At 66.9% G+C, this 13,012-nt stretch carries 12 protein-coding genes, 1 tRNA gene and 1 pseudogene; 8 read left to right on the forward strand and 6 right to left on the reverse strand.

Features of this window, described 5'->3' with window-relative positions; genetic code table 11:
• Positions 1-48 precede the first annotated feature (48 nt).
• Positions 49-915 carry a universal stress protein gene (locus L5G28_RS18705; protein ID WP_236999098.1) on the reverse strand — a complete coding sequence of 289 codons (867 nt, stop codon included), beginning with the start codon at positions 913-915 and terminating at the stop codon, positions 49-51.
• A 165-nt stretch (positions 916-1,080) separates the two neighbouring features.
• On the opposite strand from L5G28_RS18705, the gene L5G28_RS18710 reads away from it, so the two are divergent.
• Positions 1,081-1,377 (forward strand): hypothetical protein, encoded by a 297-nt coding sequence (locus L5G28_RS18710; RefSeq protein WP_236999097.1) that lies wholly within the window; start codon positions 1,081-1,083, stop codon positions 1,375-1,377.
• Between the two features lie 27 nt (positions 1,378-1,404).
• On the opposite strand, the gene L5G28_RS18715 is transcribed toward L5G28_RS18710, so the two are convergent.
• Positions 1,405-3,138, reverse strand: coding sequence for a cation:proton antiporter (locus L5G28_RS18715; protein WP_237002842.1), 1,734 nt, complete (start codon positions 3,136-3,138; stop codon positions 1,405-1,407).
• A 183-nt stretch (positions 3,139-3,321) separates the two neighbouring features.
• Between L5G28_RS18715 and L5G28_RS18720 the strand changes: the two genes are divergently transcribed.
• The 7 genes and pseudogenes from L5G28_RS18720 to L5G28_RS18750 all read left to right on the forward strand — a co-directional run bounded on the left by L5G28_RS18720 (position 3,322) and on the right by L5G28_RS18750 (position 9,693).
• Entirely contained in the window at positions 3,322-4,335 is a 1,014-nt protein-coding gene (locus L5G28_RS18720; RefSeq protein WP_237002843.1) for an AurF N-oxygenase family protein, read from the forward strand.
• 5 nt (positions 4,336-4,340) lie between these two features.
• Complete coding sequence (locus L5G28_RS18725; protein ID WP_237002844.1) at positions 4,341-5,813, forward strand: FAD-dependent oxidoreductase; 1,473 nt, start codon at positions 4,341-4,343, stop codon at positions 5,811-5,813.
• A 132-nt stretch (positions 5,814-5,945) separates the two neighbouring features.
• On the forward strand, positions 5,946-6,239 hold the full coding sequence (locus L5G28_RS18730) for a hypothetical protein (RefSeq protein ID WP_237002845.1): 294 nt from the start codon (positions 5,946-5,948) through the stop codon (positions 6,237-6,239).
• Positions 6,236-7,897 (forward strand): alpha/beta hydrolase, encoded by a 1,662-nt coding sequence (locus L5G28_RS18735; RefSeq protein ID WP_237002846.1) that lies wholly within the window; start codon positions 6,236-6,238, stop codon positions 7,895-7,897. The genes L5G28_RS18730 and L5G28_RS18735 overlap by 4 nt, the downstream gene beginning before the upstream one ends.
• A gap of 102 nt (positions 7,898-7,999) precedes the next feature.
• Positions 8,000-8,764, forward strand: a pseudogene (locus tag L5G28_RS18740) (HNH endonuclease family protein); the annotation flags it as partial.
• 505 nt (positions 8,765-9,269) lie between these two features.
• Positions 9,270-9,342, forward strand: a tRNA-Ala gene (locus tag L5G28_RS18745).
• Between the two features lie 90 nt (positions 9,343-9,432).
• Positions 9,433-9,693 carry a DUF3263 domain-containing protein gene (locus tag L5G28_RS18750; RefSeq protein ID WP_237002847.1) on the forward strand — a complete coding sequence of 87 codons (261 nt, stop codon included), beginning with the start codon at positions 9,433-9,435 and terminating at the stop codon, positions 9,691-9,693.
• Between the two features lie 213 nt (positions 9,694-9,906).
• On the opposite strand, the gene L5G28_RS18755 is transcribed toward L5G28_RS18750, so the two are convergent.
• From L5G28_RS18755 to L5G28_RS18770, 4 genes are all read right to left on the reverse strand, one after another.
• Positions 9,907-10,623 (reverse strand): hypothetical protein, encoded by a 717-nt coding sequence (locus L5G28_RS18755; RefSeq protein WP_237002848.1) that lies wholly within the window; start codon positions 10,621-10,623, stop codon positions 9,907-9,909.
• Positions 10,624-10,641: 18 nt separating this feature from the next.
• Positions 10,642-10,824, reverse strand: a complete 183-nt coding sequence (locus L5G28_RS18760) for a hypothetical protein (RefSeq protein WP_236999069.1) — start codon at positions 10,822-10,824, stop codon at positions 10,642-10,644.
• A 17-nt stretch (positions 10,825-10,841) separates the two neighbouring features.
• Complete coding sequence (locus tag L5G28_RS18765; protein WP_237002849.1) at positions 10,842-12,230, reverse strand: SepX/GlpR family protein; 1,389 nt, start codon at positions 12,228-12,230, stop codon at positions 10,842-10,844.
• Positions 12,231-12,354: 124 nt separating this feature from the next.
• Positions 12,355-13,011, reverse strand: coding sequence for a GNAT family N-acetyltransferase (locus L5G28_RS18770; RefSeq protein WP_236999067.1), 657 nt, complete (start codon positions 13,009-13,011; stop codon positions 12,355-12,357).
• Position 13,012 lies beyond the last annotated feature (1 nt).

The following is a 13,012-nucleotide window of genomic DNA, read 5'->3' on the forward strand; positions in this document are numbered from 1 at the left end:
TAGCGGCGGGCACCGGCTGAAGAGTCGGTGCCCGCCACTGTCACCGCGTCACTTGCGGACGATCATCACCGGAACGTGCGCGTGGTGGAGCACCTTCTGACTGCGCGAACCCAGGAGCAGACCGGTGAATCCACCTCGACCGCGGCTGCCCATGACGATGAGCGACGCGTCGTCGCCCGCCGCCTCGAGGATCGCCTTGGCAGGCTCCTCGGGGATGACGACCCGGTTGACTTCGACGTCCGGATAATCCTGGGAGTAGCCCGCGATCCGCTCCGACACCGCTTCGACGGCCTGACGGGACATCTCGTCGATCTCCGCCTGGTCGAGCCCGAAGCCGTGGAGAGCGTCGGCGTCGAGCGGCGTCCACGTGTGGACGGCGGTCAGCGTCCGGTTGCGGACGCCTGCCAGTCGGTACGCTTCGGCGACGGCGGGGTCGCTGACCGCCGAGTCGTCGATGCCGACGACGATCGGGCCGTCGCCGCCGAGCGAGCCCGCGGGCACGATCACGACGCGTCCCTTCGCGTGGGCTGCGACGCTGGTGCTGACCGATCCGAGGAACAAGCCCTTGACGCTGCCCAAGCCACGGGTGCCGAGCACGATCATGTGGGCGTGCTCACCGATCTCGAGCATGACGCGGGCGGCGTCGCCTTCGACGATCGAGCCGGACACCTCGATGTCGGCGACCTCGGCGCGAGCCACTTCGGCCGCCTTCTGCACTGCTGCGGTGGCCTCAGCGCGGATCGCGTCGATCACGTCCTGCGGGATCACGAGGCCAGGCGCGTAATCGCTGGTCGTCGACGTGTAAGCGGCAACGATCTTCAATGGGAGGCGTTCGGACGCTGCAGCACTTGCAGCCCATTTGACGGCGTCCGTCGACGCATCCGAACCGTCCACACCGACCAGGATCAAGCTCATCGCGAATGCACTCCTTCTCAGCAGGGCCGGACTACCGCGGATTCGGCGTCCCTCGGCCTCGTTTCCATTCTGTCGCAATCACTCCCGAAATGCATGGACCCGGGTAGGTCCAAAGTCCCCAGGTAGGCTGGCGGCACTGTCCGATTCGATCACCAGGAACGTTCGATGACCTCCCCGCTCCGCTCCGGCCCCGCCCGCGACGCCGCATTGCACGTACTCATTACATTCGGAGTGGGCATCGTGCTGCTGATCGTCGCGCTCAACACGTCCGACGGGGTGCACGACGCGTTCATCGTCGCAGGCCCGGTCGCCATCGGACTGGGCACCGTCTCCGCCATGATCCGCACCGCTCTCGCCTGGCGCGCCAACGTGGGGTGGCAGGTGTGGCAGGGCGCGTCATGGTTCCTCATGGCACTCACCGTCACCTGGGTGTTCGGCGCGGTCCCCGCCCTCGTCACCTAAACTCGCACGCCCCACTCGGTTGTCGCGTCAGTCTTTGACGGGCGCCTGGGCGTCGAGACTCAGTTCCTCCGCGTCGAGCCGGTCGAGAGAGACGGTCAACGCGCTGGAACTGTAGGCGCCGGTCTCGCGGAGCTCCAGAAGCCGCCGCCGCTGTTCGGAGACGATGAGCCTGCGGACACGCCTCATCTGTTTCGCGGTCTCCAGGCGTCTGTCGATCATGATCTCGTCGAGCCGGTCTTCGGCCCCGCGTTCTTCATCCCCGAGTTCTTCATCCCTGTCGACTGCCTCGAGGCGTCGAACAGTCTCGATGGTGCTCGCGAGCTCGGAGTCGGCTCCGCACGCGTCGGGCGCCCTCATGACACGATCGGTCACCGCAGCCAACTCGCGGCCGATCGCGCGACGCTGCGCCATCTCCTGCGCGTCGTGGTCGGGCAGCCGCATCCACTTGACGAATGCGCCGAGCGTACTGCCCTGGATCAGCAGTGATCCGACAGCGACGAAGAATGCGAGCAGGACGAGCATCGAACGGTACGGCGTGTCGGCGGGCAGCGTCTGCGCCGCCGCGAGCGTCACGACTCCGCGCATCCCGGCCCACACCACGACGAACCCCTCCCGCGTACCGATCGACTCGGCGCGGTAGTAGGCGATGTCGGCGAGCCGACGGTCGATCCGACTCTGCACCACCCGCAGTCGGCCCGTGTCCAGATGATCGGCGTCGGCCAAGTCGGTCTGCAGCTTCTCGAGTCGCTCCTCACGTCCGATCACCCGCTGCGCACGACGCTCGGTCCAGTGCACCAGCGGGATCACGAAGATCAACCGCAGCACGATCAAGAGCACGAAACCGACCGCGGCGGGCCACGCCGCATGCCAGACCGTCTCACCGCTCTCGTGGACGTCGAACACCAGGTCCTTGAGTTCGAGCCCCATCAGCAGGAAGACGCTGCCCTCCAGCAGCAGTTCGACCATCCGCCAGTTCTGCACGTCGGACAGCCGGTGCGCCGCAGTCAGATGCCGGACCGCGCCCCGCCCCGCGACCAGACCCGCCGCGACCGCGGCGACCAGCCCGGAGCCCTCGACGAGTTCCGTCGGGATGTACGCGACATACGGGGTGAGGAACGAGACCGCTGTCGCGACAGCGGGATTGGCGATCCGTGCGCGGAACCGGACGAACACCCAGCCGACGGCGGAGCCGACGGCGACCGCAGCCACCACCGTCCACACGAACGAGATCGCGACACCCCACACCGACACGCTCGCCGCCATCGCCGCGATCGCCGCACGCAACATCACCAGCGCGCTCGCATCGTTGAACAGACTCTCGCCGCTGAGCACGGTGATCAGCCGGTTGGGAGCGCCGACCCGTTTGACGGTCGTCGTCGCGACCGCGTCGGTCGGACTGAGAATCGCGCCGAGTGCGACACCGGTCGCATAGTCGGCGTCGGGGAGTATCCACATGAACACCGCGCCCAGCCCGAGCGCGCTGATGATGACGAGGACCACAGACAATCCGCTGATCGCACGGAAGTCACGTTTGAACTCCATCGAGGGCATCGCGACAGCCGCCGCGTAGAGCAACGGAGGCAGGACGCCCATCAGGACGATCTCCGGATTCAGCGCGATCCGCGGGACCCCGGGAAGGTAGCTGACCACGACACCGAACAGGACGAGCAGCAACGGAGCCGCGATACGCAGTCGCGGGGCGAGCAGATTGGCCGCAGCGATCGCGAGCACACACATGACGACAATCAGAACAACTTCCACGTCCTACATTGTCGGGCATCGACCCATCCGTGGCATCCCCCGGCCACGTCGCGCCGTCAACTCATGCGCCACCACCCATCGTGTCATCGAGCATTGACAAGATCAATGATTGGTGTCACGGTTGAGTCATCAAGGTTCGTTCTGCTGACTCGTCAGCAGAACACCAGCAGAGGGAGATGTGAGATGACTTCGACGCAACCGCGGCCGACCACCACGTATCAGCCGCCCGTGAAGCAGGACGCAGAGCTCGATTACGAGCAGGTTCTCGACGATCTGTCGTCTGCGTCAGTGCACCGGAACTTCGATCCGTACATCGACATCGCGTGGGACGCTCCGGAGATGGCGATCGTTCCCGACGATCCTCGCTGGATCCTGTCGTACACAGTCGACCCGATCGGCCGTCACCCGTGGTACCAGTCGCTTCCCGAGTCCGAACAGATCCGCCTCGGCATGTGGCGCCAGGCCAACGTCGCCAAGGTCGGCCTGCAGTTCGAGTCCATTCTCATCCGCGGATTGCTTCAGTACTCGGACCGCCTCCCCAACGGCGACAAGCGGTTCCGTTACACCACGCATGAGGCGAAGGAAGAGTGCAACCACACGCTCATGTTCCAGGAACTGGTGAACCGGATCGGGATGAAGACGCCCGGCATGCGCCGCTGGCTGCGCCTGCTCTCGCCGATCGTTCCGCTGTTCTCGACGATCACTCCGACCGTCTTCTACTTCGGCGTGCTCGCAGGCGAAGAGCCCATCGACCACATCCAGAAGGACTTCCTGCGCGGCAAGGACGGCCTGCACCCGGCGATGTCGGCCGTGATGGAACTGCACGTGGCCGAGGAGGCTCGGCACATCTCGTTCGCGCACAACCATCTGCGTGCGACGATCCCGAACAAGGGCCGTCTCACCAAGTTCGCCCTGTCGATCGCGATGCCGATCGTCATGCGCGTGCTGTGCAATGCGATCGTCATCCCGCCGACCGAGTTCCGTAAGGAGTTCAACGTGCCTCGCGAGGTGATGAAGGACATCTTCTGGGAGTCCGAGCAGTCGAAGGTCTTCTTGGCAGGCGTGTTCGGCGACGTCCGCATGCTCGCCGAACAGTGCGGTCTGATGAACCCGGCGTCCCGCCGAGTGTGGCGCGCCCTGGGCATCGACGGCCGCAACTCGCGGTTCCGCAGCGAACCCGCCTATACCGCGAGCTGACGCCGGTGCCCCACGTCGTCACGCAGGCCTGTTGCGGCGACGCTTCGTGCGTCTACGCATGCCCTGTCAACTGCATACATCCCACCCCCGACGAGCCTGATTTCGGCATCGCGGAAATGCTCTACATCGACCCGGCGACATGTGTCGACTGCGGCGCGTGCGTCTCGGCGTGCCCGGTCGGCGCCATCGTCCCCGGCCACCGCCTGCCGGAGGAGGCGCAGCGGTTCGTCGACGTCAACGCCGAGCACTACGGCCACACGCAGGACGACCTCGTCCGCTTCCCGGTCCCGCGCGACAAGCGCCTACCGCTCGCACCGATCTCCAAACCGCGGGCGGTCCGCGGCGGCCCAGACGTCCTCGAAGTCGCGATCGTCGGTTCGGGACCGTCCGCGATGTATGCGGCCGACGAGCTCCTCAAACAGCCGCGCGTGCGCGTCACCGTCTACGAGCGGCTCGACCTACCGTTCGGTCTGTCGCGCTTCGGTGTCGCCCCCGACCACACGTCGACCCGCACCGTGATGAATCTGTTCGACGACATCGCCCGCCATCCGAACATCACCATCGCACTCAACACCGAGATCGGCCGCGACGTGTCGCTCGACGAGCTACGCGCACGCCACCACGCGGTGTTGTGGGCCGGCGGCGCGCCGACCGACAAGACACTGCAGATTCCCGGCGTCGAACTGTCCGGCGTCCAGAGCGCGACGTCGTTGGTCGGCTGGTACAACGGGCACCCCGACTTCGTCGACGCCGGACCCGACCTGTCTGCCGAGCGGGTCGTGGTGATCGGCAACGGCAACGTCGCCCTCGACGTCGCACGCATTCTCACCGGTGACGTCGACGAGCTCGCGAAGACCGACATCTCGCGTGACGCGCTCGCCGCACTGCGCTCGTCGGCCGTTCGCGAAGTCGTCGTCGCGGGTCGTCGCGGCCCCGAGCACGCCGCGTTCACGTTGCCCGAACTGATCGGCATCGCCGACGGGCACGCTCGCGTGTGGGTCGACCCCGCAGACCTCGAAGGGGTATTGGCCGACGGTGTCGGCGATCCGACGTCGGCCGCGAAGCTCTCTCTCCTGCAGGAGATCTCGCAGCGCCCCAAGCCCGCCGAACCCTTCATCCGACTGATGTTCGGTAAGACTCCGGTCGCCGTCGTCGGCCAGGAGAAGGCGACCGGCGTGCGCTTCGTCCGGACCGGGAGCGATCTCGAGGAGACACTCGACACCGGTCTGGTGCTGACCTCGATCGGCTACCGCGGCGTCCCCGTCGCCGGACTCCCGTTCGACGAGAACACGGGCACCATCGCGAACGTCGCCGGACGAGTCACGGACGGCGGCACCCCGGTGCCCGGGATGTACGTGACCGGCTGGATCAAACGTGGACCGTCCGGTTTCATCGGCACCAACAAGACCGATTCCGGGGAGACCGTCGCACATCTTCTCGAAGACGCTGAGGCAGGTGCCCTCTCCAGCGTCGGCTGACAGCTGCCGCAGGCTGGATTCGCTCGCCGCAGCGTCGCTGTGGAATTCCGCAGAACCGTGCACGGTCCCCGCACGTCTAAGGAGTAGAGGCCCGGTCGTCGTACCGGGTGCACTGCGGCGGACGGGGACATCATGGCGGGTTTCGGGATCACACCGGCTCAGATTGCACAGATCGCGGCGGACTGGCGCGAGCTGGGGAGCGTGATCGTCGAGACCCGGCTCGACGATCCGCCTGCGAGTTCCACCTCGCACACGGTCGCCGCCGCGGCGATCGCCACCGTCAAGGCCAAGACCGTGTCGGCGGCCGACGGGCTCCGGCTGGTGGCACTGGCCGACGCACTCGCCAGATTCAACGCGCTCTCCCAGGAGTCGGATGCGGCGTCCGCCGATGCGATCGGCGACGCGACCCGCGAGAGCGTCCGATGACCAGCATCGACGACGTCCTCGCCTGGGACCTCAGCGGATTGCCCACCGCAGCCGCGCAACTGGCGACTCTCACCGATCGCCTCTGGGACGCGAGTCGGGAGGCGGTCGTCGCCGCCGGCTCGGACGAGGCATGGCACGGGGCGACCCACGATGCGGCGACCCAGCGCGTCGGAGTGGTCGCGGTGTCGATGCGACGATCGGCCCAGGCGACCTCGACCGCAACCGATTTCGTCCGCGGCAGCACGGCGATCCTGGAGAACGCGCAGTCGACGCTGCGTGCTCGGGTGCTCTCCGCGCGCAACGCCGGGTTCACCGTCGCACCGGACGGCTCCGTGACCCACGCCGATCCCGAGCGCCGCGCCGACTCCCTCTACCTGACCGAGGCCGTCCAACAACTACTGGCGACGGCGGGCGAATTCGACCGGGTGTTCGCGAGCGAGATCTACCGGTCCGCTCTGCAAATCGACGGCTCCGGAGACGCAGTCGGCCTGCCCGACGGCTCCACTGGAGCCCCGGAGAAGGCTGCGCAGGCCCTGCCCGCACTCTCCCCGGAGCGTCGTCGAACGTACTGGGAGTCGCTGTCGCGCGCGGAGAAAGACAAACTTCTTCGGTCCGCGCCGGAGGTCGTCGGCAACCTCGACGGCGTCCCGTTCGACGACAGGATCACCGCGAACAGGGTCACGATGCTCGACCGGCTCGACGACGCACGCGAGTCAGGAGCCGACGACGCCGCGCGACTGCGGTCGATGCTCGCCGACGGCCGCACTTTCCTCGCCTACGACCCGGACACCGGAGAGTTCATCGAGCTCGTCGGCGAGATCGCTCCCGACGCTCGCGGCACAGCGGTCTTCGTCCCGGGCACCGGCACCGCGGGCGACGACGTCGACGACCTGCGCCGGCGGGCGCTCGCACTCAACGAGCAGACCGGTGCGCCGATCATCGTCTGGGCAAACGGCACGTTCCCACAGACCATCGTCTCCGATCCCCGCCACGCTCCGCTGAAGTCGATGGCCGTCGACCCGCGTCTGGCAGCCGAGAACGCACCGCGACTCAAGTCGTTCACCGAGGCCCTCGATGCGGAACTCGCGACTGCCGCACCAGGCGTTGAGACGACCGTCATCGGGCACTCGTACGGCGGCACCGTCGTAGGCACCGCCGAGCAGCTCGGCATGCGGGCCGACCGCGTCGTCTATGCGTCGGCAGCGGGGACAGGAGCACTGCCCGGTGTCGGATGGCACAACCCCGACTCGGACGTCGCCCGATACTCCATCACACCGCCCGGCGACCTGATCCATTACGCGCAGGACGGCGGTGGACTGCTCCACGGCGGCGACCCGGACGACGCCGACGGCGTGGTGAGGCTCGACAGCGGCTACCTCTCCCCCGACGATCACGGGCACCGCGCCCTCCTGGAGGGGCCGAGCTCGCATTCGGCGTATCTGGACGACCCGGGCTCGGACGCGTTCGGCGCCATCGTCGACGTCATCGTCGGCGACGAGCCTGCGCGGTACGTCGACCGTCGTCCCGACATGCACCAGGTCGACGACCTCACCGAGGACGTCGTGAACAGTGCGTCGGCCATCGGCCGGCTCAGCGGTCACTTGCTCCTCGACACGGTCACCGGTCCGGCGCGTGGACTGCTCGGCCTGTTCGATTGATCCGACCGTCGGATGCGCGAATTGTCGGAGGTCGACGGCACAATGGGTGCCATGTCGTACTTCTCCGACCGCGGGCCGGCCGTCGCCGCCCTGACGGCGATCATGGTGGGCGGCCTCGCCCTCACCGGCTGTTCACTGCCCGACGCCGATCAGACCGATGTCGCGTGGTCGTCTGCCGTGTCCGACGGCGCCGTCGAGCAGACGCCTGCATCGATCTCGCCGCCGTCGTCGCCGCTCCCGTCGTCGCCGCTCCCGTCGACGAGCACCGCGTCGTCGGCCTCCTCCGACGCACCTGCAGGGTCCGCCGACGCACTCACCGCGCTCGACACGATCGCGGTGAAGGGTCGCGCACCGAAGACCGGATACGACCGTGCGCTGTTCGGGCAGGCGTGGGCCGACGACGTCTCTGTCGAGGGCGGCCACAACGGGTGCGACACCCGCAACGACATCCTGCGACGAGACCTCACCGAGCTCACCACCAAACCTCGGACGCACGACTGCGTCATTCTGACCGGCGTGCTCGACGACCCGTACACCGGCACGACCATCGCATTCCAACGCGGCCAGAAGACGTCGACCGCCGTCCAGATCGACCACGTCGTCGCACTGTCGGACGCATGGCAGAAGGGCGCACAGCAGCTGACCACTGCCGAACGGCAGTCTTTCGCGAACGATCCCCTCAACCTGCAGGCAGTCGACGGCCCGACGAACATGCGTAAGCGCGACGGCGACGCCGCGACGTGGCTACCACCGAACAAGGCGTACCGCTGTACCTACGTCTCGCGGCAGATCGAGGTGAAGGCTCGCTACCAACTCTGGGTGACCAAGGCCGAGGCGGAAGCGATGCGTCGGATTCTCCACTCCTGCTGAATCTCCCCTCGCTAAATCTCAACGACTGGTCGAGATCTCGCCCTCGCGAACATGGTTGCGGGTAGATGACTGCAGGTGAACACGAAATTTCGAGCGAACGCCGAGCTATCTCACAGCACATTCGGTGGTGCGCATACGACGAGGTCACCGACCGTCGATCTCGCCCTCGTGATGGGTACCACTCGTTTACGAACTATGTGAGGTACACCCAGACAGTCGGAAGTTAGGCAGACCTTATGTAACGATCTTCGTGCATCAACCGATGCGACTCATCCCAACGAAAGGCCAACCGTGGACTTCCCGGCCCTCACTCAGTTCTTCAACGACTTCACCGTCTTCGGTGGCGACTTCCTGTCGATCGCACTGACCTTCGGCTTCGGCGCATAAGGGTCCCGCGTACAAAGTGGCACAGTGATGCCCGGGTCGCAGCGGACGCGACCCGGGCATCACCGCTACTCTACGTCGCTGTTATAGTGGACAACGGTTCACTTCGGTGACACCCGGGGCTATGGCGCAGTTGGTAGCGCGACTCGTTCGCATCGAGTAGGTCGGGAGTTCGATTCTCCCTAGCTCCACATACGAAGGCCAGGTCAGCGGAGCATCCCCTTGACCTGGCCTCATTTCATTTCACGGCGCGCACGCAGCGGAGGAGTCGACGATCGGACATGAACTCCTCCGCGACGCCGCCCCAGGGTGACGAAGAGAAGCCTTCCGACGCCCGGCTGTCCGACGAGGACCGGGCGATCATCGACCTCTCGAAGCGGCATTACCGCACCGCCGACGCCCACGCCGCAGCGGTCCGCACCGAGCTCGGGCTGTCCGTGACCGACTACTTCAGGAAGCTCAACCGACTCGCCGACGATCCCGCCGCGCTCGCCTACTCACCCATCGTCGTCAAACGACTGCGCCGGAACAAGCTGCGCTGATTCACGTTTCGGAACGGTCCGCCCTTCGACCGGTACGCAAACCTACACCGCTCAGGCGATACGACCGGCGATAGGTCGATGCACGCACTGAGCGGTGTCACCGTAAGCATTGACGGGCAGTTGCGGCCCCGTCCCGCGCAGATCGAGCGACGACGGCAGCATCAACCGCGCGGCCGACTGACGACTTGACGGACTGCCTGGCGCCGAATATGTCTAGCTGGACGCGCGTGTCACGACACCGGGGTGCGCGGCGATCCATGCCGTCGCCTGCCCGACCGCTCGGTGCAGCGCGATGCGTTCGCCGATGTAGGTGAGAGGCCCTCCGAGGAACGGAATCCATGTCCCCCAGCCGATGGCCCGCGGCATCGACGGACGAGAGTCCAAGGACTTCGACAGCTCGTAGATCGTCGTCCCGATCCCCCACGTCCGCTCGACGAGTCCACCCTCGGCGTCATCACCGGCGGATGGCTTCTCGTCATCGACTCCCACCACGGTCTCGGACACGTCGCGGTCGAAGAGGATGTCGGCGAGCATGACCACGCCCACCGCGCGCGAGGTGGCCCCGTGTTCGCGGGCCACGGCGCGTAGGACGAGCGCCTGACCGGCATAGCCGAGCCACGCGCCCAACGGCAGCATCCTCGACCACACGCCGAACACGCCGGGGAAGGCGGCCGCCGCCGTCGTCAGCGCGCCGACCCGGTTCACCCACCAGGCCGCACGGTCGTCGACGTCGAGACCGTCCCACGAGTCGGTGCCCGGCCAGTGCGCGGCGTCGAGCGCCCACGACCCGACACCAGATACACGGCAGTCCCGCACGCCGCGCTGTTTGAGATGCAGCGGATCGGTGTCGGCCAACAGTCTCAGGACACCGTCGACAGCGCCAACCGTCCGGTCCACGGCGTCGACCAGTTGGGCGTCGCTCAAACTCATGACGTCCAGGGTACGGTGTCAGTCGTTCTCGGAGTCGTCTTGATCGTCGGCCGCGGCATTACGCGCCGCAGCGATAGCCAGTGCATTCCGGGCGGTCGCCTCGTCCGGGTACGGCCCCATCCGGTCGAAGACGTTCGCGACCTTGCCGCGAGTCACTTCGCCGGTCGAGATCTGGTAGTACCACTCGTCTGATCCACTCATGGCTCCACGATCCCAGATCAGACGGCTGCGCGGTGGGTAGAGCCGCCGAATCCCCTGTCGTCGAAGGCCCTGTCGTCGAATCCGCTGTCGTCGAAGGCCCCGTCGTCGAATGTCGAGTCGTAGCGGTGTGCCTCGCCGAAGTCGTAGGTGGGTAGATGATCGAACGCCGGATCCTCATCGTCGATCTCCAGGACGATCGCGCCGCCCGGTCGACGCAGACGCGCGGGCGGGGCGACGTACAACGGCTCGGCCTGCTCGCGGCGAACCCTCGCATCTTCGGCCTGGCGGCGACGCTGCCGGGCCACCCGCTGTGCGTGTCGTTGGTGCTCCGCCCGGACTGCGCGCCGCAGGAACGTCAGGTAGGCGGCGAACACGACCACCATCACACCGACCGCAACGTATCCGAGCGGCTGCACGAAGAACGCGGACACGACGGCGGCGAGGGTCAGCAGCGAGAGCGACGCCAGGATGCGTCGGCGCTCCCGGTAAGTGGCCTCCTCGCGCGCCTGAACGTGGCCGGGGGCACGACCTCCGCGGCCGCGGAGCTCGCGCGGTGTCGGCTCGGGTACCGACGACTCGTCCTCGACATCGGTCTCGTCGTCGGCGTCGTCGGACTCCTCATCGAGGATGTCGAAGGCCTCGTCGGCGTCGTCACGCTCGTCGGTGAGATCGTCCTCGTCCAACTCGTCGTACTCGTCGTCGAACGCGTCCTCTTCGAACTCTCCCTCGTCGAACTCACCGTCGAGTTCGTCCGTCTCCTCGTCGGTGACGAGCGGATCGACGCGGGCGGCCTGCGCCTCGTCGAGGTCGACCACTTCGACGTCGACGATGTCGAGCACATCGGTGACCTCGGCGGGACTCTCGGCGTGGGCGCGGAGCGTTGCGGGCGAAGGTCGCGACTCGTCCTCGACGATCTCGGCGTCGATCTCGACGATCTCCGACTCGGTGGTCACAGAATCTGTGGTTACCGAATCGGGGGTCACAGAATCGGTCTCCGCAGCCTCAGCCGTCCCCGTCTCCGATTCCGTCCCCGTCTCCGATTCCGATTCCACGGCCTCGACGTCGACGACGGTCTCCTCGTCAACGGATTCAGCGTCAGTCGATACAGCTGCTTCGATCTCGTCAGCTTCGATCTCGTCGGCTTCGGCCACCGCTGCCTTGGCTGCCTGCGCTTCGGCAGCGCGACGCTCGGCCAGACGCTTGGCAGTGGTCGCCGCACGTTCGGACCTCGCGTGCGCTGCCGCACGGCGGGATGCAGCACTGCGACTGCCGCCTCGATGGACGACACGCGTCTGTGCGGCGGCCTTGGTCGATGTGCGCGCGGCCGGTCGCCCGCGCAGCACCATCGGCACCAGGACGAACAGCCAGACCACGATCAGGAACACCCAGAGCACTGAATTAGGCATGTCGGGTGCCTCCCTTCTCCGAGTCGAGTGACGAGTCTCCAATCAAACACCCTAGGGAGGCAGGGCCTTTCGATCGGTCAGGCGCGCCGCGCATATATCGAACTCACAGGTTCCCCTGACGCGCTCACGGCGCCGACGCGCGCCCGGCACGGATCAAAGCGTCCACCGCGGCGCCGTCGACCTCCTCCACGGTGAGCCCGAACAGCAGGTGGTCGCGCCACCGCGCATTCACATCCATATAGCGTTTGAGCAGGCCCTCTTCCCGGAATCCGACACGGCGGAGGACGGCCTGCGATGCGCTGTTCTCGGGTTGGACGGTCGCCTCCAGCCGGTGCAGCCCGACAGGGCCGAAGCAGTGGTCGACGCCGAGCGCGACCGACGCCGCGGCGACGCCCTGACCGGTGTGGTCCCGATCCACCCAGTAGCCGATCCACGCACTGCACACCGCGCCGCGCTGGATGTTGCCGACCGTCAACTGTCCGACGTATTCACCGTCGAGTTCGATGACGAACGGCAGCATCACTCCATGCTTGGCCTCGCGTTTGAGCACGGAGAACAACGGGCCCCACATCGACTGCTGATGCCTGCGCTCCCACTGCCCGGAGCCGGTCGGCTCCCACGGCAGGAGCTCGTTCTGGTTGCGTATTCGCAGCCGACTCCAGGTGGCTGCGTCACGGAGTTTCACCGGCCGCAGCGTGATGAGGCCTGCGGGTACCCGGACCGGGCCGACCGTCGCCGGCCATCCGGGGGAGGTCGACGAGTCGACGAGCCAACCGAACACC

Source organism: Gordonia liuliyuniae (assembly GCF_021739025.1).
In the GTDB taxonomy this organism is placed as follows: Bacteria; Actinomycetota; Actinomycetes; order Mycobacteriales; family Mycobacteriaceae; genus Gordonia; species Gordonia liuliyuniae.